The sequence below is a fragment of the Lacibacter sp. H407 genome, assembly GCF_037892605.1.
Taxonomy (GTDB): domain Bacteria; phylum Bacteroidota; class Bacteroidia; order Chitinophagales; family Chitinophagaceae; genus Lacibacter.
In genome coordinates this window covers 4,087,230-4,110,432 of sequence record NZ_JBBKTU010000001.1, presented here as the reverse complement: position 1 = coordinate 4,110,432, position 23,203 = coordinate 4,087,230, and the positions used below count along the sequence as shown (strand labels likewise).

At 40.5% G+C, this 23,203-nt stretch carries 19 protein-coding genes; 14 read left to right on the top strand and 5 right to left on the bottom strand.

The genetic code is table 11. The features are described from left to right. The first annotated feature begins 62 nt into the window (after nt 1–62). The 3 genes from WG989_RS17760 (at nt 63) to WG989_RS17750 (ending at nt 4,251) form a co-directional block, all read left to right on the top strand. Entirely contained in the window at nt 63–2,546 is a 2,484-nt protein-coding gene (locus WG989_RS17760) for a TonB-dependent receptor domain-containing protein (RefSeq protein WP_340431392.1), read from the top strand. 152 nt (nt 2,547–2,698) lie between these two features. Then, nucleotides 2,699–3,190 (top strand): YajQ family cyclic di-GMP-binding protein, encoded by a 492-nt coding sequence (locus tag WG989_RS17755; protein WP_340431391.1) that lies wholly within the window; start codon nt 2,699–2,701, stop codon nt 3,188–3,190. 809 nt (nt 3,191–3,999) lie between these two features. Next, complete coding sequence (locus WG989_RS17750; RefSeq protein WP_340431390.1) at nt 4,000–4,251, top strand: type B 50S ribosomal protein L31; 252 nt, start codon at nt 4,000–4,002, stop codon at nt 4,249–4,251. A 201-nt stretch (nt 4,252–4,452) separates the two neighbouring features. On the opposite strand, the gene ychF is transcribed toward WG989_RS17750, so the two are convergent. Next, nucleotides 4,453–5,553, bottom strand: a complete 1,101-nt coding sequence (gene ychF / locus WG989_RS17745; protein ID WP_340431389.1) for a redox-regulated ATPase YchF — start codon at nt 5,551–5,553, stop codon at nt 4,453–4,455. 227 nt (nt 5,554–5,780) lie between these two features. Between ychF and WG989_RS17740 the strand changes: the two genes are divergently transcribed. From WG989_RS17740 to WG989_RS17720, 5 genes are all read left to right on the top strand, one after another. Continuing rightward, on the top strand, nt 5,781–7,193 hold the full coding sequence (locus WG989_RS17740; RefSeq protein ID WP_340431388.1) for a spore maturation protein: 1,413 nt from the start codon (nt 5,781–5,783) through the stop codon (nt 7,191–7,193). A gap of 120 nt (nt 7,194–7,313) precedes the next feature. Beyond that, nucleotides 7,314–9,881 carry a PIG-L family deacetylase gene (locus tag WG989_RS17735; protein ID WP_340431387.1) on the top strand — a complete coding sequence of 856 codons (2,568 nt, stop codon included), beginning with the start codon at nt 7,314–7,316 and terminating at the stop codon, nt 9,879–9,881. Between the two features lie 49 nt (nt 9,882–9,930). Then, nucleotides 9,931–10,098, top strand: a complete 168-nt coding sequence (locus tag WG989_RS17730) for a hypothetical protein (protein WP_340431386.1) — start codon at nt 9,931–9,933, stop codon at nt 10,096–10,098. Nucleotides 10,099–10,221: 123 nt separating this feature from the next. Beyond that, nucleotides 10,222–11,937 (top strand): sodium:solute symporter family protein, encoded by a 1,716-nt coding sequence (locus WG989_RS17725; RefSeq protein WP_340431385.1) that lies wholly within the window; start codon nt 10,222–10,224, stop codon nt 11,935–11,937. Nucleotides 11,938–11,964: 27 nt separating this feature from the next. Beyond that, entirely contained in the window at nt 11,965–12,441 is a 477-nt protein-coding gene (locus WG989_RS17720) for a hypothetical protein (protein WP_340431384.1), read from the top strand. Nucleotides 12,442–12,507: 66 nt separating this feature from the next. Here the strand turns inward: WG989_RS17720 and WG989_RS17715 are convergent, their stop codons facing one another. The 3 genes from WG989_RS17715 to WG989_RS17705 all read right to left on the bottom strand — a co-directional run bounded on the left by WG989_RS17715 (nt 12,508) and on the right by WG989_RS17705 (nt 15,271). Then, nucleotides 12,508–13,341, bottom strand: coding sequence for a DUF2911 domain-containing protein (locus tag WG989_RS17715; protein ID WP_340431383.1), 834 nt, complete (start codon nt 13,339–13,341; stop codon nt 12,508–12,510). Nucleotides 13,342–13,416: 75 nt separating this feature from the next. Then, entirely contained in the window at nt 13,417–14,619 is a 1,203-nt protein-coding gene (locus tag WG989_RS17710) for an energy transducer TonB (RefSeq protein ID WP_340431382.1), read from the bottom strand. Between the two features lie 70 nt (nt 14,620–14,689). Beyond that, nucleotides 14,690–15,271 carry an RNA polymerase sigma factor gene (locus WG989_RS17705; RefSeq protein WP_340431381.1) on the bottom strand — a complete coding sequence of 194 codons (582 nt, stop codon included), beginning with the start codon at nt 15,269–15,271 and terminating at the stop codon, nt 14,690–14,692. 95 nt (nt 15,272–15,366) lie between these two features. On the opposite strand from WG989_RS17705, the gene WG989_RS17700 reads away from it, so the two are divergent. From WG989_RS17700 to WG989_RS17680, 5 genes are all read left to right on the top strand, one after another. Continuing rightward, nucleotides 15,367–17,238 carry a vWA domain-containing protein gene (locus WG989_RS17700; protein WP_340431380.1) on the top strand — a complete coding sequence of 624 codons (1,872 nt, stop codon included), beginning with the start codon at nt 15,367–15,369 and terminating at the stop codon, nt 17,236–17,238. Between the two features lie 102 nt (nt 17,239–17,340). Beyond that, on the top strand, nt 17,341–18,402 hold the full coding sequence (locus tag WG989_RS17695) for a carboxypeptidase-like regulatory domain-containing protein (protein ID WP_340431379.1): 1,062 nt from the start codon (nt 17,341–17,343) through the stop codon (nt 18,400–18,402). A 6-nt stretch (nt 18,403–18,408) separates the two neighbouring features. Further along, on the top strand, nt 18,409–19,434 hold the full coding sequence (locus tag WG989_RS17690) for a T9SS type A sorting domain-containing protein (RefSeq protein ID WP_340431378.1): 1,026 nt from the start codon (nt 18,409–18,411) through the stop codon (nt 19,432–19,434). A gap of 205 nt (nt 19,435–19,639) precedes the next feature. Further along, the gene (locus WG989_RS17685; protein WP_340431377.1) at nt 19,640–20,977 is read left to right on the top strand and encodes a coiled-coil domain-containing protein; all 1,338 of its coding nucleotides are present in this window, start codon (nt 19,640–19,642) and stop codon (nt 20,975–20,977) included. 20 nt (nt 20,978–20,997) lie between these two features. Continuing rightward, the gene (locus WG989_RS17680; protein ID WP_340431376.1) at nt 20,998–21,453 is read left to right on the top strand and encodes an NADH-quinone oxidoreductase subunit C; all 456 of its coding nucleotides are present in this window, start codon (nt 20,998–21,000) and stop codon (nt 21,451–21,453) included. Between the two features lies 1 nt (nt 21,454). On the opposite strand, the gene xerD is transcribed toward WG989_RS17680, so the two are convergent. Further along, nucleotides 21,455–22,465 (bottom strand): site-specific tyrosine recombinase XerD, encoded by a 1,011-nt coding sequence (xerD, locus tag WG989_RS17675; protein WP_340431375.1) that lies wholly within the window; start codon nt 22,463–22,465, stop codon nt 21,455–21,457. A 44-nt stretch (nt 22,466–22,509) separates the two neighbouring features. On the opposite strand from xerD, the gene WG989_RS17670 reads away from it, so the two are divergent. Continuing rightward, nucleotides 22,510–23,025: a YkgJ family cysteine cluster protein gene (locus WG989_RS17670; protein WP_340431374.1), complete on the top strand. Its 516-nt coding sequence runs from the start codon at nt 22,510–22,512 to the stop codon at nt 23,023–23,025. Nucleotides 23,026–23,203: the final 178 nt, after the last annotated feature.

Sequence of the window (23,203 nt, the reverse complement as noted above, 5' to 3'; positions counted from 1 at the left end):
ATGTAATAGAAAAGAACAGGTACTGTGAACTGTTAAACCTTATCATCAAACTTATCATCATCATGAAAAAGATTTCAGCCATTCTAGCTGCGGCCTTGCTAACCTTCACCTTTTCCGGCTTCGCTCAAACCATTACACGTGTAAAGGGCGAAGTAAAGGACGAGAATCAAAAGCCTGTTTCGGGCATTACGGTTTCCTTATTAAAAATTAAAGACAGCTCTTTGGTGAAAGCTGCTATAACCGACAACTCGGGTAGCTATGTTTTCGAAGGCATTAAAGAAGGAGGATACCTGTTAGGTATTACAGCTGTCGGTTTTCAAAAGTCCTTCAGTCAGTCAATTGAAGTAAAAGAAGGAGCCGAAGTAGCTATGCCTTCTTTCAGTTTGTTACCACAGGCAAAGGGATTAAAAGAAGTAGTGGTTACTGCGAAGAAACCAATGTTTGAACAAAAGCCCGACAAAATGGTGGTGAACGTAGAAGCCAGTCCAACAAATGCAGGTGCCAATGCGTTGGAGATCCTCGAAAAATCACCGGGCGTATCGGTTGATCGTGATGGTAACATCAGCCTGAAAGGAAAAGCAGGTGTGCAGGTGTTCATCGACGGGAAGCCAGCTTACTTATCCGGTGCCGATCTTGCAAATTACCTCCGCAACATGCAGGGTACACAATTGGAACAGATCGAGATCATGACCAATCCTCCTGCAAAATATGATGCAGCGGGTAACAGCGGTATCATCAACATCCGTACAAAGAAAACCAAGCAAATGGGGTATAGTGTATTGGCAACTGCCGGTTTTTCGCAAGGAATCTACACCTCAAACAATCAGAACCTCACATTCAATTATCGTAAGAATAAAGTAAACCTGTTTGGTACGTTAAGCCGTAACGAGCGTAACTCTTTCCAAGTGCTTTCGATCCAACGTAAATTTATTGAAGAGAGTAGTAAAGAAATAAAATCATTGTTCGACCAGGTATCGCACATGCGTCAGTTGAATCAATCCAACAATGCAAAAGTTGGTGCCGATTTTTATCTCTCAAAGAAAACGACCATTGGTGCAACGGTCAACGGTTTTTATAATCCCGGTACATTTACCAACAACAGTGATATTGACATTGCCGATCCTAACGGAACTATTATCAGTAAGGCAAATGGTTTTTCAAGGAGTAAAAGCTACTGGAGACATTTTGGATCGAACGTTAATTTCCGTCATCTGTTTGACAGTACCGGAAAAGAATTAACAGCTGATGTTGATTTCCTGAATTACAATGTATCAAGTTCACAAAACTTAAAGAATAAATACTTCACAGCATCCGGCGATCCAACAGGAATACCTGATAATTTATTAGGTAATCTTCCACAGTTGATCCGCATTTATAGTGGTAAAGCCGATTATGTTCAGCCGTTGAAGAAAGGTGCAAAGTTTGAAGCAGGGATCAAAACAAGTTTTGTGGAAACAGATAATAATGCAGTGTATGATACGTTGCGGAATGGCAATATGATCCTTGATTCTGCCCGCAGCAATCACTTTATTTATACTGAGAATATTAACGCCGCTTATGTAAACTACAGCAAGCAGTTTAATAAAAAATTCAGCGGTCAGTTTGGTCTGCGTTTGGAAAATACAACAGCAAGAGGTAATTCAAAAGGGTTGGCTTACAGTACAACAAGTCAAAAATTTGAAGCATTCGATTCAACCTTTAACTTGAATTACACACAACTGTTTCCTACTGTTTATTTGCAATACACAGCCAGCGAAAAAAACAGCTTTGTAGTGAATTACGGTCGTCGTTTACGTCGTCCGGATTATGAAAATCTCAATCCGTTTGTAGAGTTTCTTGATCGTTACACATTTGAACAAGGAAATCCGAATCTGCGTCCGCAATTCAGCCACAACATTGAATTGTCGCACACGTTCAAAGGGTTCTTAACTACAACATTGAACTATACAAAAACAAATAATATCATTCAACAAGTAATTGAACAGAATGAAGCAACGAATGAGTCGTTCGTGAAGCAGGCGAATATTGCCAACCAGCGTCAGTTCGGTGTTGCAGTAAGTGCATTCAAGCAGATCAAAAACTTCAGCGGAAATATTTATGCCAATGTATTCAATAATGAAATGAGCGGTGTTGTAAATAATACAAAGGTTACAATGGGTGCAACAACGGCTATGTTCAATGGTTCTGTTTCTTACAAATTCAAAAAAGGATTAACTACGGAGATCAGTGGTTTTTACAGAACAGCAGGAGTGGAAGGTGTGTTTCGTATTGGTGCATTTGGAGCGATGAACCTCGGTGCAAGCTTACCGGTCCTGAAAACAAAAGGCACTATCCGATTGAATGTAAGAGATGTATTGTGGAGCCAGCGCATTAAAGGCGAAAGCAAGTTTGGTAACATTGATGCACAGTTTCAGAACTACCGTGATTCACGTGTGGCAAGTATCACCTTTACGTATCGTTTGGCAAAGGGAAAGTTGAATGGCAACACCCGTCGTAAAGCAAGTGGCGCGGCCGATGAACAAAACCGTGTAAAATCAGGAGAATAAGTTTTTAAAATCTCTATATATTTTCTCATGTTGATTGACGACCCCGGTTTCTACCGGGGTTTCCTTTTTTTAATTCACTGTTTAATTTTGCAACAATTATTTTTGTATCGAAACACTTCGTATTTTGTACTTCTCATTTCAAATTATTTGTTATGCCATCGTTTGATATTGTAAGTAAAGTTGATGCTCAGGCATTGGACAATGCAGTAAATGTTACCACAAAAGAAATCACCAATCGTTTCGATTTCAAAGCAAGTCATGTAAAAATTGATTTGAATAAAAAAGATTTCAAGATCAATATTGAAGTTGAAGATGAAATGAAAATGGGACAGTTGATGGATGTACTCATCAGTCGTGCACACAAGCAAGGTATTTCGCCGGAAGCATTTGATCAAAGCAAAGAATCGTTCCAAAGCGGTAAACTGGTAAAAAAAGAAGTATTGGTGCGGAACGGTTTGAAACAGGAAGATGCAAAAAAGATCGTGAAGCTTATAAAAGACTCTGGGTTGAAGGTACAGGCCTCCATTAACGACGATATAGTGCGTGTTACGGGTAAAAAAATTGATGATCTGCAGGAAGTGATCCAGGCGTCAAAGTCCTGGGACATGGGCATACCTTTACAATTCGAGAATATGCGTTCATAAAATGTTTATAACCGCCTGTTTCGGCGGTTTTTTTGTGCATGAAAAGGTGCGAAACCGGTGCATATCAAATGGCCTCTAAATTTGGAATCGGCCAACGGCGATAGTACTTTTAATTCACAAACCGTAGACAATTTTAGAAATAAAAAAGAAAGCGGTGGATCAGTTGAAGTCCCTTAAAAGATGGATGCTGTGTCCGAAAGCACTTGATTAGTAAGTATAAAAGCGCAAGCGATTATAAAGAAAGATCAGGTGCTTTTTTTATGTACAATTAAAAAGGAAGAATGGAAGGAAGGTTCAGGCAGCAGCTTCCTGTTTATCTGAAAAAGAGTTCTTTAAAATCTGTTGTTTTGATTGTTTGGCTCTCGAAAGCCATTGTACTGATACAAAGACAAAAATGATCGTTCCAATAACAAGAAGGTGTGTCAACATAATGTTCGTTTTAAGCTTATTAGTTCCGGATATAGAACATGTTGATTTTTCAAAGGAGTGGCAAAGAAACAAAAAAAACGGCTGATTTCATACTCGAATTGGCCAACAACGGAAAAAAAGCGGCTTTCCTCTCTTACTTTTCCAGTAATTCACAAGAATTCTACCAAAAAACCGGGTTTAGATTAAGAAATTGTTTTCTTTAATTTGTATTCTGCTTCAAGTATACCCATCGCTCAAAGCTTTTTTGAATTGCTATGAGATAAGAAAATAGTAGCAGAAATTTAAAATTTCATTTGGCTTGATTCGGCAGAATCTTTACTTTTGCGCTTTCGTTTTAAAAAATATGCACGGCTGATCCGTGCTGAAAACTCCCAGGAATTATGAAAAAAGAGCTTCATCCGGCAAATTATCGTTTTGTAGTGTTTAAAGACATGAGTAATGGCTATTCATTCTTAACCCGTTCTACAGCTCCCTCAAAAGAAGTTGTAAAGTGGGAAGATGGTAACGAATACCCTCTCATCAAACTGGAGATTTCCAGTATGAGCCATCCGTTCTTTACCGGTCAGAACATCTTGGTTGATACCGCAGGTCGTATCGACAAATTCAAGAAAAAATACGCTAAGAAAGCATAAGCTGAATAGTTTCTTTAAGAGCCACTCAGTAACTACATTATCCCTCGGTTTTCCGGGGGATTTTTTTGTGCCCCATCCCCTGAAGGTGGGAGTAACTACACCTACTAATAATTGGGCAAATCATGCAGAAAAAAACCACCCGACCGGGTGGTTAATTATTTATTTTAAACCTGCAAACACCCCTTCAGGAGGCGTGGTTTTTTACACGTTAAACCGGAAGTGCATCACATCGCCATCCTTCACCAAGTATTCTTTTCCTTCGATCCGTAATTTACCGGCTTCTCTGCAGGCAGCTTCTGTTTTATAAGTAATATAGTCGTCGTAACCAATTACCTCTGCTTTAATAAAACCTTTCTCAAAATCGGTATGGATCACCGCAGCACACTGTGGTGCTTTCCAGCCTTTATGGAAAGTCCATGCACGAACTTCCTGTACACCAGCCGTGAAATAGGTTTGCAGGTTCAATAAATGATAAGTAGTGCGGATCAAACGGTTCAGCGCCGGTTCAGTCATCTTGTATTCTTCCATGAACAATTGTTTGTCATCCGGATCTTCCATTTCGCTGATCTGTGCCTCAATAGTATTGTTCATTACAATTACTTCTGCACCTTCATTTTTCACCGAAGCGATCAATGTATCAGAATATTTATTACCTGTATGCATGCTGGCTTCATCCACATTCGCCACATACAATACTTTTTTCTGTGTAAGGAAGAATGAATCCTGTATGAGATCCAATTCAGCGGCACTCAAATCTAACCCACGAATACTTTTACCTTGTTCCAAATGTGCTTTACATTTTACCAATACTTCCAGTTCAGACTTTGCTTTTGCATCGCCTACACGTGCCTGCTTTTCAATACGCTGAATTTTCTTTTCTACTGTATCCAGATCTTTCAATTGTAACTCGGTATCAATAATTTCTTTATCGCTCACCGGATTAATAGCACCTTCTTCACGCAACACATTCTCATCTTCAAAACAACGGATCACGTGAATAATGGCATCCACTTCACGGATGTTTGCCAAAAATTTATTACCCAAACCTTCGCCTTTGCTTGCACCTTTCACCAAGCCGGCAATATCAACGATCTCAATTTGTGTGGGAACAGTACGATCGGGCACTACCAGTTCTGCCAGTTTATCGATCCGAAAATCCGGCACATCCACTAAACCAACATTGGGTTCAATGGTACAAAAACGATAATTACTCGCCTGTGCTTTGGCGCTGTTACTTACGGCGTTGAATAAGGTTGATTTTCCAACGTTTGGCAAACCCACAATACCTGCTTTTAAACCCATGATTCGATTTACGATTTTAGAAGTTAGATTTCAGATCTTGTTGTCAGCTGATCAACACGTTTGATCGTTCCTTGCGTCGCACACTTCAACTACAACAATTCTAATCTGCTTTTTTTCGAGGCGCAAAGATAAGCCTTCGCAGCTTAGCAGCGAAAGGGTTGTGAAAAGATGGTTTTGGCTGTTTCGTAAAAATCTGCAATCTTCAATCCGTAATCTAAAATTGAACTATGGCCCTAAGCAGAATCTGGACCGCCTTTATTTTACTTGCATTGCTGGCTGCATCGGCAAAATTTTTATTCGAGCCGGGGCAGGAGCAGATTTTCAGTTCATTGGTAACAGGAAAAAATACCGATACAATTGCAGCTCGTACCGTTGATGCAGCTTTGGTTCCCGTTTCCATAAAGGAGCAGTTAAAGCAACAAAAGATGGCTGTATGGGGGAAAGAAAAAGTGGTTGTCACAGCCGATAGTTCATCGTACCGTGCATTCAAAATGCAGGCAGCGAACGGGGTGTTTGATACCACAAAGGATGCAGTGAATCTTTGTATTGGACTCATCGGAATCATGGCACTTTTCATGGGCTTTATGAGCATTGCTGAAAAAGCTGGTGGCATTCGTTTTCTGTCACGCATCATCGGGCCTTTTTTCTCACGCATTTTTCCGGAAGTTCCCAAAAACCATCCTTCCATGGGGCACATGGTGATGAATTTTTCAGCGAATCTGTTAGGACTTGATAATGCAGCTACACCATTTGGTATCAAAGCCATGGAGAGTTTGCAGGAATTGAATCTTGATAAAGAAAAAGCTTCTAATTCGCAGTTGATGTTTCTTTGTTTGCATGCATCGGGGTTAACCTTAGTACCCACTGTTATTATTGCAGACAGAGTTGCGTTGAAATCAGCACATCCAACTGATATTTTTATTCCCTGCATGATCGCAACGTTTATGGCTACCATTGCTGCACTGGCTATTGTTGCATGGAAACAAAAGATCCGCATTTTTCAATCGGTTATTTTGTTGTGGGTGTTAGGCATTTCTACTGTTATTGCAGCATTGATTCTCTATATAAAAACACTGGATGTACAAGGAGTTCAATTTTTTTCAACGAACCTCAGCAATGGAATTATTCTATTGATCTTTCTGTTGATATTGCTGGGAGCGATCTATAAAAAGATTGCGATTTTTGATGCATTCGTTGATGGTGCCAAAGGTGGATTTGAAACTGCTATCCGCATCATTCCCTATCTCGTTGGATTGTTGGTTGCTATCAGTTTGCTGCGAAACAGTGGTGTATTTGAATTTGTAATGGATGGCATCAAGCAATTGTTTATCTGGGCGGGTGGCGATACACGCATTGTGGATGCATTACCTACTGCAATCTTAAAACCATTGAGCGGAAGTGGTGCAAGAGCCATGATGATCGATACACTCAATGCACATGGTCCTGATTCATTTGCTGGCAACCTTGCATCGGTGTTCAGAGGTTCGGCTGATACAACATTTTATATTATCGCCGTTTACTTTGGAGCAGTAGGCATCAAAAACACTCGCTATGCAGTTGGAACCATGTTGCTGGCCGATCTGGTAGGCATCATCACTTCTATCTTGCTGGCATATTTGTTTTTTGGCGCAGCGGTATAATAGGTGTCTGACGTATTCGACGTCCTGATATCTGTAAGAATGTTAAACCTTTATAAATTCCACCATCGGTAAAAAGTCGTTTTCATCAAACTCTATCTTCGCAAACATTAATCTATTTGCATGAGGAAATATATTTACATCGTTTTTGCCATATTCATCAGCTTCATTTCCATTGCACAAACGCCCCAAACACTCAACAGTGCCGAAATTCTCCTCGGGTTAAAAAAGCTGAAAGTTATTGGTAGTGTTTTATACATTGCAGCGCATCCTGATGATGAGAATACGAGATTGCTTGCGTACTTCAGCAAAGAGCGGATGTACCGTACCGGCTATTTAAGTATGACCCGTGGCGATGGCGGTCAGAATTTGATTGGCGATGAACAGGGAATTGAATTAGGGTTGATCCGAACACAGGAATTATTAGCTGCACGCAGAGTTGATGGTGCCGAGCAATTTTTTACCCGTGCCTATGATTTCGGATTTTCAAAATCAACGGATGAAGCATTAAAGACCTGGGATAAAGAAAAAATATTAAGTGATGTGGTATGGGTGATACGGAAATTTCAACCCGATGTGATCATTACCCGTTTTCCACCCGATAACAGAGCAGGCCATGGACATCATTCGGCTTCGGCTGTGCTTGCCCGTGAGGCGTTTGATGCGGCTGCTGATCCCAATCGCTTTCCTGAACATTTTTTCTATGCTGTGAAACCATGGCAAGTAAAACGTATTTTCTGGAACACCTTCAATTTTGGTGGAAATAACACTACATCCGACGATCAGTTAAAATTAGATGCCGGAGCATTCAATCCGTTGCTGGGAAAAAGCTATGGCGAAATTGCAAGTGAAAGTAGAAGTATGCACAAAAGCCAGGGCTTTGGTGTGCCAAGTCAGCGTGGACCTGCCACTGAATTTTTTACACTCACCGCGGGGGACCCTGTGCAGCGTGATGTAGCTGAAGGAATTGTAAACGACTGGAGCAGATTTGAGGGTGGTGCCGTGATCAATAAAATGATCGATGAAATAATTGCAACTTATTCATTTCAACAGCCCTCGGCTTCTGTAAAAGCATTGGTTGAATTATACAATGCCATTGAAAAAGTAAACGATGGCGATTGGAAAATAAAAAAGTTGAATGAAGTACAATCATTGATTGAAGCCTGCGCAGGTTTGTGGTTGGAAGCAAGTACCAACCAGGAGTTTATTGTTACAGGCGATACTCTGCGGGTGAACTTCAATATCATCAATCGTACGTCGATTCCTGTACGTTTGAATCGTGTGCAGCTCGATAGCAGTCATTACTTAACAGTGCCGGATAGTGCAAAATCAAAATGGTATGATGGTTATCTGGAAAGGGAGATGCGTGAACAAGCTTATTTTGTTGATTCAATATTCAACAAAGAGCTTGCGCCGAATCAAAACCTGAATTTCAACCGGCGTATTAATGTTCGTAAAGCAGCAACTGAGCCCTATTGGATCGTAAAGCCAATGAGTACTGGAAGCTTTACAGTTGAAGATCAACGCAAGATCGGCTTGGCCGAAAATGCAGCATCCTATACAGCCTTATTCAACGTAACAATCTACGGTACAACATTTAAAATTCAGAAGCCGGTTGTATATAAACACACCGACCCTGTGAAAGGCGAATTGTTTGAAAAGCTGGTTGTTTATCCACCCGCATTAATTAAAGCAAGTAACTCGTTGTTATTGTTTAAGGATACATCATCTAAACAAATCAGTTTTTCATTTATTCCACAGGCTAGTATTAAAACAAAAGGAGCTGTTTCCATTAACAGTGGCAATGGTTGGAAAGTACATCCTGATAACGGAAAATTTGATTTTGTTCAGGGGAATGATTACCAGATGAACGTCAAGGTCAAGCCTGAAAAATTTACAAATGGTTTAACCGGATTTATCCAGCCGAATTATACATCAGGTGTTTCATCTATTAATAAACAACGAGTACGTACCATTCGATACGATCATATTCCTGTGATCACTTATTTCCCGGATGCTGTTACAAAAGTGGTGACTGCTGATGTGAAAATTGTTGGAAAGAAGATCGGTTATATAAATGGGGCAGGTGATTTTCTTCCCTACAGTCTGCAACAGTTAGGTTACACTGTTGAGATGTTGACAGAAGACAAACTTACGTATGCGAACCTGAAACAATACGATGCCGTCGTAACAGGTATTCGTGCTTACAATGTGCATTCGTGGTTAAGCGCTGCATACGATGATCTGATGCGTTATGTAAAAGAAGGTGGTGTGTTGTTGGTGCAATATAACACCAGTAATCAGCTTGGTCAGTTGCGTGCACAAATAGCACCTTATCCATTAACCATTTCACGCAACCGTGTTAGTGAAGAAGATGCAACAGTCAAATTTCTTGTGCCGAATCATGTGGTGATGAATTATCCTAACAAGATCAATGAAGCTGATTTTAATGGATGGGTGCAGGAGCGGAGTGTGTATGAAGCAGATAATATTGATAAGGCCTTTACGGCACTTTTTGAAATGAGTGATGAAGGCGAACCAAAGCATAACGGAAGTTTGCTGGTGGCTGATTATGGCAAAGGACGATTTGTATATTCGGCCCTTGCATTTTTTCGTCAGTTGCCTGCAGGTGTACCGGGAGCTTACCGTTTAATTGCTAACTTGTTGGCGAAACCCGTGGTTCAGAAATGAGTGATGAGTTTTCTCCCTTGGTAGTTGAGTTTACAATGATGATCGTATTATGAGTAATAAAAGACAAGCAAGTATTGAACGAACGTTACTGATCGGGTTGGGTATTGGACTGTTGATCGGGTTTATCAGCAAGCGTGTTGCATACGGTTTGTTGCTGGGAATTGGAATTGCTGTATTCATGATGTGGTATTTACGTCCCCGTAATGAGGAGAAATAATAAATACTAAATGAACAACTTGCCAAATAACAATGAATCGAAATGGAATAGCTGGTACATTGCTGTAGCAGTGGTGTTAGTTGTACTCATTATTTTCTTCTATTTATTTACCCAACAGTTTGCATGAATTTTTTACTCACCGATTGGATCGTATTAATTGTAACACTGCTTGCGGTAATTGCATACGGCGTTTACAAAAGCCGTACGTCGAAAAATCTCGAAGGTTATTTTTTAGGTAACCGGCAAATGCCATGGTGGGTGATCCTGTTGAGTATTATGGGCACGCAGGCAAGTGCTGTTACATTTTTAACGGCACCGGGACAAGCTTACACCGACGGGATGCGTTTTGTGCAATACTACTTTGGTTTGCCTCTCGCAATGATTGTGGTGTGTATTGCGTTTGTTCCAGTTTTTCATCGATTAAAATTATTTACCGCATACGAGTTTCTTGAAAAGCGGTTTGATTTAAAAACAAGAACATTTACATCGTTCCTGTTTTTACTATCAAGAGGGTTAAGTACAGGCATCAGTATTTTTGCACCTTCGCTTGTGTTAAGCAGTATGCTGGGCTGGGATATTTATGCAACCAATCTTGTAACGGGTGGCTTGCTGATCGTGTACACGGTAACAGGTGGAGCCAAAGCAGTAGCATACACGCAGCAATTGCAGTTTGTGATTATTTATGCTGCGATGTTTATTGCAGGTTATTATGCTATTACTTCTTTACCGGAAGGAATCGGTTTTACAGATGCACTGCATATCGCCGGCAAAAGCGGCAAGATGAATGTGATCACTAACGGTGTCACAGAAAACGGATTCGATTGGAAAGACAAATACAATATCTGGAGCGGAGTAATTGGTGGTTTCTTTTTGGCGTTGAGTTATTTTGGAACCGATCAAAGTCAGGTGGGCCGTTATCTAACGGCGAAGGATACACGTGAAAGCCGATTGGGATTACTGATGAACGGATTGGTAAAAGTGCCGCTGCAATTCATGATCCTGTTGATCGGGTGTTTACTGTTTGCCTATTATTCATTTTTTAAAGCACCGGCTTTCTTTAATAAAACACAGGAAACTGTTGTGCTGAAAAGTGCATATGCTGAACCATACAATCAAGCCGCAGCCAAATATGCGCAACTGCAGGAAGATAAGAAGCAAATAGCCATAGCATTAACTGCTGCAAGGAATCAGAACAATGATGGGGCTGTTGCAGAAGGCAGAATCAAACTGCAGGAAGTTGAACAGCAAGGAAAACTGATCCGGGAGGAAATGAAAGGATTGATCAAGAAAGCCGATCCTGCTGCTGATACAAACGACACCAATTATATTTTTCTTCGTTTTGTGGGCGATGTGTTACCAACAGGTTTGGTAGGATTAATCATCGCTATTATTTTCCTTGCAGCCTGGGGAAGTATTGCTGCAGCATTGAATTCGCTGGCATCATGCACCATGTGCGACTTTCACCAGAAGTTTTCCAAAAAACCACTGACTGAAAAAGAAGAATACCGCTGGGGTAAGATCTATACGTTGTTCTGGGGTATATTCTGTATGGTGATCGCATTCTTCGCCTACAATCTTGGCAACAGTTTAATTGAAGCCGTTAATATTCTTGGCAGTTGGTTCTACGGTACAATACTTGGTATCTTCCTCGTAGCTTTTTGGTTAAAGCGGGTGGGAGGTAATGCTGTTTTTATTGCAGCCATCATTTCGGAGGTAATTGTAATCTCTGTTTATTACATGGATATCATCTCATTCCTTTGGCTGAATGTGATCGGTGCTGTAGCAGTGATTCTACTTTCATTACTCATTCAACCTTTTGCAGCACGGAAAGAAGCTTGATTCATTAAATGCCATTAATTTTGTTTCATGAAGAACAGGAATTTGATATTATATGCAGCGTTGTTATTAATGTCCGCTACAGGGATTCGTTGTGCCTCAAAATGCGGAACTACTGATTGCGGCAACCCAATACCCCCGGGTTTTTCGTTTCGGCTGGTAAATAATCAAGGAAGAGATTTGATAGGCAGTCCGGTTAAAGTTTATGATTCAGCGAATGTAAAAGTTCTGGGTAAGAGAACTGAAACAGGTGCAGTTGAATCTATCAGAAGGGTGTACCAGGTAGTGAGAGATACAACTTATATCGCAGGTTTTTCTGTGTCCAAAAATTATTCAGTTTATTATATTTCGATCAATAACAATATTACTGATTCGCTGACCTTTGGATTTACTAACAGGCAAACAGAGTGTTGCGATAACAGTTATTTTTCGCTTTCGAAAGTGAACACATCGGATATTAGCCCACCATTGGCGCTTCCGCTAAATGGACATCCCATCGTCAAATAAAACAACAGATCATAAAAAAACCTCACAAGATTCTTGTGAGGTTTTTTTCTTCGTTTGAACGAATGCTTATTTCAGATCTTTCTGTAATTTTTCATTCAACGCAACATAGTCATCATTCTTTGCAGCTTTTGCTAATTCCATTGACTTTGCTGATACTGCCATTGCTTCCGATTTTTTACCCAGCTTAGCGAGTGCTTTTGCTTTTTGGTAATACACCCAGAACGCCTGTGGATTTTGCTCAATTGCTTTGTCAAACCAAGCAACTGCCTGGTTAAGATCTTTCCCATTGTCAGCATAGTAAGCTGCTGCAGCAAAATAAGGACGGTTGTCCTTTGTCATGATGGTTTCAATTTGCTTCATTACTTTTCCATCAACATCTGTAGTGATCGGTAAAGAAACAAGCGTTTTATCCCAGGCGATCATCAATTCCAAACTGTTGTCTTTGATATTTTCGAACGACATGCCAAAGGTTTCAAAACTCCAAGGAAGCGCCATTGGTTTCGCCTTTACACGCACTATATCCATATCCTGTTTGTAAGCAGCAGGTGATGTAACATCAGTTTGTTTAGTGATGATGATGGTCCATTCGTTTGCAGATGGGATGGTTAATAAACCATACTTTCCGGCAGGGATTTTTGTGCCGCCAATGATCACTTCATCAGAAAATGTTAACGTAGTAGCACTGTTTGCACCGGTACGCCATACTTTATCGAAAGGAACCAAGTCGCCAAATACTTTGCGCCCTTTCATGTTCGGGCGGCTGTAAGAAAGTTCAATACCTCCCAACCCAAAATCCTGTTTTACAGTTTGCGTTGTAGATGGCTGGGGTGTTCTGAGTTGTTGTGCTTCTGTCATTACAATTGCGCCCATACAAATAGCAGCGAGAAGTAATTTTTTCATATAACTAAGTTTATTTAGGCAGCAAAGGTAGGGAACTGACTGAAAGCAGGGAGAAGATTTGATAAATTGCAGAAATCAGAATTGGACGGTAAAGCGGGCCCGCTCTTTTTTACCTGTTTTGGACTTCCATTTTGGACCTTCTTTAATAATCCTTACAGCCTCCTGGTTGCAGGTGCTGCAGGTTGAACGTTCTACTTTTATATTGGCAATACTGCCATCGGGATTTACATCAAAAGAAACTTCCACCTCTTTTTCCATTTGTGTTTCGCCAAATTTTCTTTTTTCATTGATGTCTTCCAGGCGAAGGTTGTTTACTACGTATTTGGAATAGTTGTTCCATCCGTCGGCGGGTTCGCTCTCCATTTCCGTGATTTCTTTTTTCATGGCGCTTTCCCTGTTCTTATTCCGCAGGTATAATTGATCACGTGTAGGGGCACCTGCTATCACCGCCTCATCTTTTAACGCAATGCGTTGTAATTGATTGTTACGAATTTCCAATGTTGTATTTGTATATCCAACTGATCTTGTTTCGATATTCAACACAGAATCTTCTGCAACTAATATGAAATTTCCTTTTGCATCTGCATAGGTACCAACGCCGCTTCTTACTTCAGTAATATTTGCAAAGGGTAATGGGTTATTGTTCTCATCCACAACAACACCAGTAAATTTATTGAGTGTGGCTGCTTTTGTTTTTGCTTTTGTTTCCATTCTTCCTTTTGCTATTGCCTCCTGCTTCTTTTCTTCTGCAATCACAGCAGGAGGTGGGGCACTTGCAACTTCAGCATTTTTCACTGGCTCCATGTCGGCCATTGCAACATCATTGCGGAGGGCGGCCGGTTCAGTTGGTTTTGGAGGCAGAGGTTGTTTTTGTTTAGTAGATGGAATACTGACAGGAAGTTCTGTTGCGGGTTTAATTTTCTGGACGGCAACAGAAGTTGAATCTACAAACATTTCTATTTTTCGTACAGTATCAGTTTGTTGCTTCTCAACAACAGCAATAGTTTCAACAGGCAATGGCTGATTTAAGAGAAAGTATAGTGCCGCCGCTGTTGATCCAATGATCACAACCGCCGCAGCCATACGCATCCACGGACGGAAGAAACCACCTATTACTTTACCGTTTTCTTTTTTAGGATTGAGTTTTGTTTTTAACTCAGCAAGATCGGCGTTAATATCCCGCTTACCAACAACAGCTTGGAATCCATCAACCGCATCAGCCAACATAGGATCATCCATCATGGCCTGTTCAAAGGCATGCATCTCCGCAGCATTCATTTGCCGGTTGAGGTAACGTTCAATATCGTGTGCATTATAGTTGATCTTCTTACTATTTATTTACTATTGACTAAATACTATCGGCTGTTTTTTTCTCCATACAAAGTTTCAGATTTCTTCGTCCATTCTGTATATAACTCCTCACTTTATTCCAATCAATGCCGGTTTGTTCCGTTATTTCGTTATAGCATTTCCCCTCCAGGTAAAACAAAGTAACGCAGGTTTTTTGTTCTGCCGGTAATTGTTCCATGCATTTTTCCATGCTGTTGAGCTGTTCTTCCTTCTCCTGTACAGCACTCAGATGCAGCATTTCTTCGCTTTGCATAAATGTTTCAGGAATTTCTACCGTACCATGACCTTTTTCTTTCCGTAACTGCATGAGGCAGTGGTTGCGACTGAGCGTATGCAGCCAGCTTTTGAAATTCGTTACTTCGTGTTGCTTCAGTTTATGAATCAGTTCTTCATAAATATTGATCACAGCATCTTTGGATGTTTCAGGGTCTTTCAGGTACTTCAGACAAACACCGTAGATCAAATCCATGTATCGTTGATAAAGGGTGCTCAATACATTCAAATCAGCAGTTGACCGGTACAATTGCACCAGCTCTGTATCGCTCATTGATGTGTTATCTTTTTCCCGGATAAATGCCAAGCCAACAGGTTGAAACGGGAAGTTAGGGAAAAATATTTTTTTGCACGCTTGTGTAATTCATAAAGTGGTTGCATCCAATTCTCAAATCTCAACTTATGCGTTACATATTCACCACAATCATTTTTTTGGCTGCATTGTTCAGCACCGCATTTAAAGAACCCGTAACAGTAACGGGAAAAGTAACTGATCAAAACGGCGCTGCGATGGCCGGCGTTTCCGTTGCCGAAAAAGGTAAACGAAATGGCACAACAACTGATGCCAATGGTCAATTCAGTTTGAAAGTTGCTTCATCAACAGCAACGTTAACGTTTCAGTTTGTTGGCTACGAAACACAGGAAGTAAAACTGAAAAACCAACAGACAGTAAGTGTTACATTAAAACCATCCACTGAAGATCTTAATGAAGTTGTGGTGATTGGGTATGGAACAGCAAAGCGAAAAGAGATGACAGGCTCGGTTGCTCAGATTCAAGGCAGGGCACCTGGCTTATATGTTCAGGATAATACCAACTACAATACAGAAGACTATGATGGTATTGTTGAAAACCGTTTTCGTAAAGCAACCGATGAACCACTCTCAACTTTTTCAATTGATGTTGATGGTGCAGCGTACAGTAATGTGCGTCGTATGATCAACTATGGACAGTTGCCGCCCGAAGGTGCGGTTCGTATTGAAGAGTTTGTGAATTATTTCAAATACAAATATCCGCAACCAACAGGGAACGATCCATTCAGCATCAACACAGAAATGAGTGTTTGTCCGTGGAATAAAGAACACAAACTGGTGATGATCGGTTTGCAGGGGAAAGAAATTGCTACAACCAATCTTCCACCGTCCAATCTTGTTTTTTTGATCGACGTAAGCGGCTCCATGCAGGATGCAAACAAACTTCCTTTAGTAAAGGCATCATTGAAATTATTGGTTGATCAAATGCGTGAGCAGGATCATGTTGCCATTGTTGTGTATGCGGGTGCTGCCGGTTTGGTATTACCATCAACAAGCGGTATGCAAAAAGAAAAGATCATGGATGCAATTGAAAAGCTGGAAGCCGGTGGTTCAACGGCAGGCGGTGCAGGAATTAAACTGGCATACAATGTTGCAAAAGAACAATTCAAGAAAGGCGGCAACAACCGTGTGATCCTGTGTACCGATGGAGACTTTAATGTAGGCATGAGCAGCGACGATGAAATGGAACGTTTGATAGAAGAAGAACGTAAGAGCGGTGTGTTCTTAACTGTACTTGGTTACGGTATGGGTAATTACAAAGACAACAAGATGCAGAAGCTGGCGAATAAAGGTAATGGTAATCATGCTTACATCGATGGAATGAATGAAGCGAAAAAAGTATTGGTGAATGAATTTGGTGGTACCATGTTCACCATTGCAAAAGATGTAAAACTACAGATCGAGTTTAATCCGGCATTGGTGCAGGCGTATCGACTGGTAGGTTATGAAAACCGTTTACTCAACAAAGAAGATTTTAATAATGATAAAAAAGATGCAGGTGAACTGGGCAGCGGACATACAGTAACTGCATTGTATGAAATTATTCCGGTGGGAGTGGAGAGCGATTTTATTGAAGACGTAGATGAACTGAAATATCAGAAACAATCGAAAGAAAAGAAGTCAACTATGAAGAATGAGATCATGACCATCAAGTTCCGATACAAAGAACCTGATGCTGATGAAAGTAAATTGATCGTTCATCCATTAGTTGATGCAAAGATCCCCTTTGAAAAAACATCTGAGAATTTTCGCTTTGCAACAGCAGTGGCGCAGTTTGGAATGTTGTTACGCAACTCAGAATTTAAAGGCAATGCAACCTATGCAAAAGTGATAAGCCAGGCCAATGCCGCTATTGGTAACGATAAAGAAGGTTACCGTACTGAATTTATCAAGCTTGTACAAAATGTACAATCCATTGCGAAAAAAGATAAGAAGCGTGACGAAAGCGTTGTGATCGATTAATGTTTTATCACAACACTTTCTGTGAGTCTGGCCGCTTTAAGCGGCCTGACTTTTTCTCTCCGCTTTGCCACATATATTTTCATTAACCAAAACAAAACTATTATGAGCGAAAAATTATACCTAAGCATTGCCGATCCATGTCATGAAGACTGGAATAAAATGACGGCTGTTGAACAGGGACGTTTCTGTTCTTCCTGCCAAAAGAACGTGGTTGATTTTACAACACAATCGGATGAAGAGATCATTTCTTTCTTTAACAATTACAACGGAACTGCCTGCGGCAGATTCACTGATGATCAATTGGGTCGGCCTATTCAACAAATAGAATTAAAACCGGCTTCTGGTTTATTGAAATATGCTGCGGGTTTGTTATTGCCTGCCTTTTTGTTTGTAACAAAAGCAAAGGCACAGTTTAAAGATCAGGTTCCGAAGAAAGTGCCGGAGAAAATTCAAAATCAAGTTTGTATGCCATCATCCTTAGTGGACGATGGGCTTGTAGTTATAGCAGGTGGTGTTACTGCTTCAAGACAACAACGGGTTTTTGTGGTAACCGGAGTTGTAATTGATGAAGTAACCAAAGAACCGATGGCAGGTGTTTCAATCATGATCAAAGGAACCAATCAAGGAGTAGTTACGGATGCAAAAGGAAGTTATTCCATTTATCTGCCATCAAAAAAGTCAGTGCTTCAGTACAGCAGCGTTGGTTATGAAATGAAAGAAATAAAAAGTAATGAGCTAAACAGAAAGACTGATACAGTTGTGAAAATGAGAGCAGCTGCTATGGGTATGTTAAGTGAAGTGGTGGTAGTAGGTTATGAGTCGAGAAGAATGGGTGGGATGACGGGTGCTATGTCAATCGTAACACGAAACAGATTCTCAATTATTGACAGCATACTGCCAGCTAAAATAAAAGTCTATCCCAACCCCGTTGCTGCATCAGGAACCATCAATATTTCATTTCCCAATGTAAAGACCGGACAATATCAAATTCGTATGCTCAATGCTGCGGGTCAGTTGTTTTACAGTTTTCAAAAACAGATCAGTGGCAAGGTAGAATCGGAACAAATTCATTTGAGCAATACCACTGCGCCCGGTATGTACATTGTACAGGTGCTCGACGGGGAAAAGAAACTCATACAATCCATCAAATTAACCATTCAATAAGATTTTATGAAACAATTTTACCTGCTTATCTTTTGTTTGCTGTTTGTTGTTTTTTCAAATGCACAGTCCGGAAATTTTCAAATGCCTGTATCGGTACCATCAAGTGTACCACAAATGTTACGGGGTGGGGTGCCTGGCCCATCAACAACAATCCGAATCAGGTGTGGTGCTAGTATTACTACAGGTAATGAACCTTTACTTGTTATCGATGGAATTCCGTGGGAAGCAGCAACAATAAAATCATTGAACCCGGATGATATAGAGGAAATACATGTATTGAAAAATCCTGAAGCTACTTCTCTTTTTAGTTGCCGTGCAATGCGGGGTGTAATTATCATTACCACAAAAAAAGCATTGTATCGAAAACTTGTTATTAAAGACGCTGCTAATTTAACCGGCATCGGTTCAGCAACTGTAAAAGCGGTATCTGAAAAAACAGGTAAACAATTTCAGTTTACTGCAGATGAGTTTGGCCGCATTGAAACAGATTCGCTCAGGTCGACGGACTATACAATCACAATTTCATCAACAGGTTATAAGACTAAAACTATCGGATTAAAAACCATTCTTCAAAACAAAGAAGAAATAAAACTGGAGCGTGAATTTATTGAATTGAAAGAGCTACTGATCGTGGCATATCCAACCATCAGTTGCAGAAGTATGGGTTCATCTTGTACGCTTTCCTCTTTATGTGGGCAAATTCGTTGCCTTGCTTATGGTGTTTCGATCGCTGAAGAAAAGCAAAATGTAGAACGATCATTCAATACGCAAGCAAAAGCACAGATCTATCCCAATCCGGTTGCAGTTTCCGGCATCATCCATATTTCATTCGCTGATGTAATACCCGGACAATACCAGGTTCGCTTGTTCAATACAGCAGGGCAATTATTTTACACTGTTCAACGACAGATCATGAAAGCAGAAACCGAGCAAATTCAATTGAGCAATGCCATAATCCCCGGTATGTATATTGTTCAGATCATAAACGAAAAGAATCAATTGGTACAGAGTTCAAAACTCATTGTACGATGAAGAAATCATTGCTGAATCAGTTTTAATACTTCTACAAAACCCGTATATGAAAGGCTGCAAGTGCGGCCTTTCTGCATAATATCCACATTCTTCCAGTTTGGTTTGATATTTGTTTGTTGTATTGCATCTCCTGAAAATCCTCTTTGTTATCCTTCGTAGCCAAACCGTACTGCGTGTAAAACGTACTTAAACAAGAATGAACATTATGGGTACAATCTTATGGATGCCTTGTGCTATTTACACATTGCATACGATGGAACTTATTTTAACCGTATTCGCAGCATTACTTTCCGGGTTTTTAATGAAACTGTTGACCGATCAATTCCGGAATGGGTCAAAAAAAACGGAATCGGATGAGTTGCAAACCGAACTGGAAACATTACAAAACCGTTTCAGTGCCGAAATGCTACGGAAAGAAGAAGCGGAGAAACTGTTACAGGACGAAGTAAAAGCAGCCGACATGCGGAATGTGGAGTTGCAGGTGCAATATGCAAAAGCTCTTCATTTTGTTGAACAATTGAAGGCAGGTACAGCGGCTGATATGCATGAGCTGGAAACAGATGATGGCAGGCAGATATTACATAATCTCCAGGATAAAATTGCAAAGCAGGAACGAAGTCTGCTTGAACTGGAACAGCAATTGCACCAAGCCAATAAATCGAAAGATGAGCTTTCTGTTTTGTACCGGCAGCTCGTTGATGCGGAAGTGGATGAACGGTCATTGATTGAAAAAATACAAAAGGAAAAAGAAGAATTAGCCTTGCAGTTAAAGCAACAGGCAAAGGAAAAAGAAGCATTACAAACGAACTATGAATCCAGTTTGCAGGCATCGGCCAATGAGTTAAAGCAGGCGCAGGAACAACTTTCATTTCTCAAACAAAAAGACGAACAGCAAACGCAGCTTGAAGATGAATTACAGCAGCTACGGGAACGTGTGGGCGAACTGCAACTTCAGCAACAGGAAACTGTTTCTGCTGATATGACTGTACAGAAGGCAGGAATTTCAACCATTCGCACAAAAGCGGGGGAAGTGGCCACTACCATTGAGCAGTTTCGTGATCATTTAACAACAATTCTTCGGGACAGTTATTCGTATGAGCAACTGCTTGCGAGCAATGAACGGCTGCAGTCTTCAATTCAAAAACTGCAGGACGAAAAGCGGATGGCAGAAGAGCAATTGCAATTGTTGCAACAGTTACAGGAAGAGAAAGCAAAATTGGAAGAACAATCCAAAAGCAGTTTAGCAGAATGGCAGGCAAAAGAACAAAGCTGGCTCAATCAGATACTGGCATTTGAATCAAGTATAGTAAAACTGAAGGAAGAAATTTCAGCGAAAGAAATAATACTGCAGGACTTGATAAGCGCAAAGCAGGACATGCAGGCAACCATTGATGAATTGTCGGGTAAACTTGATGAAAAAGAACGACAGTCGAGAGAAATGTTAAGTGTTGTAAAAGATATTGAAAGCAGGTTTGCTCATTTTTACATGAGTAATGGCGAGGCATCTGTGATCAATGAAAATGGTGAAATGCAGTATCGTTAAAATCAACTATCCTACATAAGATGAACTTCAATACCAATGAAATCAATGTTTCACTTCAACAGCAATTTGGAAGTGAAGCCACTCTTACAGCTTCTCTGTTTGCAGTCAACAGAGAAGCTATTTTTATTCACGCCGCCTATCAACAACAAATATTTAATTTCCTGTTTTATGAAAAACAGTGGCGTTTCGACAGGCTGCATGAAATGATGTTGTTGTTTCAACCCGGAATTGAACTGGCTGATTATTGTGTGCAGTACGAATTAAGCAGCAGGAAGTTTGAAAATAAGTTGCGGGTGATGCTGCCGTATCAATTTGAACATCCCTCACTTCATTCGCTCAGCTATTTATTTTCCAACGCAGCAGTATTGGAAAAAAAGATGACCGATATTCATCAGTTGCAGTTCAAACAAAAAACATCACGCATCAGTTTATTGAAAGAGCAGGTGAAAGCGGCATTGGTAATGTTTCCGTTCTGATTTATTTTTTACCAAATCCCGGATGGAATTTCTCCAGCGTTTTGCGCAGGTATTCTCTGTCTAAGTGTGTATAGATCTCTGTGGTGGTAATACTTTCGTGTCCCAACATTTCCTGTACAGCACGCAGATCGGCACCGCCTTCTACCAGGTGTGTTGCAAATGAATGACGGAAGGTATGTGGTGAAATATTTTTTTTGATCCCCGCCATGCCCGCCAGTCGTTTGATGATAAGAAAGATCATGACCCGTGATAATTCATTTCCGTATTTGTTGAGAAATAGAAAATCTTCCTTCCCCTTTTTTGGTTGTACATGTACACGAATGTTTTCCCGATAAATATCTATGTATTTAATAGCGCTACTGCCAATTGGTACCAATCGTTCTTTATCGCCTTTGCCAATTACTCGAATAAAACCAACATCAAGATGAAGGTTGGATAGTTTCAGGTTCACTAATTCACTTACACGTAAACCGCAACTGTACATAGTTTCAAGAATGGCTTTGTTACGGCCACCTTCGGGTTTACTCAGATCGATCTTGTTAATGATACTTTCAATTTCTGCATAGCTCAATGTATCGGGTAAAGCACGTTTCAGTTTGGGTGCTTCTAACAAAGCAGTAGGGTCCACTGTGGTTACCTGTTCCAGCAAACAGTATTTATAAAATTGCCGCAGCCCCGAAATGATACGTGCCTGGCTGCCCGCACTCATACCCAGTTCAGTGATCCATTTTAAAAAATGCTGCAGATCTTTCAGCTCAACATCCTGCGGTGTTTTGAGATCATTTTTTACTTGCAGGTATTGTGTCAGCATTTCCACATCATGCAAATAAGCTTCTACTGAATTTTCACTCAGCGAACGTTCCAGTTGCAAATACGCCTTAAATCCTTTTTTGTATGGATCCCACATAGTACACACAAGGTTGAAGTTTGGAAGATAAGAAGATTTTGAAGGAGGATTGGCCATTGTCCAATGCCAATTCACTATTGCTATTGCCAAATGCTTATTGTTCATATCCAATTGCTCATTATATTCGCTGCTTACTAATCAATCCCTGTATGCAGTCGTCGAAGCCCATGCACCTTCCTTTCTTTAAGCGTTTAATGAATACGAACCGTCGCCGTTTTCGTTATTTTCTTACCCGTTTGGAAACAGTGAAACCGAAAGGCGTTGATAAAATAGCAAAGGAAATGGATAAAGAAGTATGGGCCGAAACAGATTGTTTGGCTTGCGCCAACTGCTGCAAAACCATGACACCTACGTTTACCAAGCAGGACATCAAACGCATCTCTGCACACTTCGATCAAACACCCGAAGAGTTTACTGAAAAGTGGTTGTACAAAGAACGCAGCACGGGTGATATGATGAACAAGAAGCAACCTTGCCAGTTCCTCAACTTAAAAGATAACAAGTGCTCTATTTACGAAATACGTCCTGTTGACTGTGCTACATTTCCACATCACACCAAAAAGAATTTTACAGAGTGGGTGCATGTGTACAAACAAAATGTGGAATATTGCCCTGCCACTTATAAGTTGGTGGAGAAGATGATGGAGAAGATAGGGAAGGTTTAACTCTTGATTGATCCTGCACCTAATTTATAGTTTTTAGTTTGTAACCGGCAGTTGAATACGATTGAACTGCTGTTGCGTCGCACACTTGTACAGCAGTAATTTATTGAACTTTGCCAAAGATGCTGTCATTCTTTTCAGGATGGGAACACGGTAGATTGGACGGCTCTAAGCTCACAGC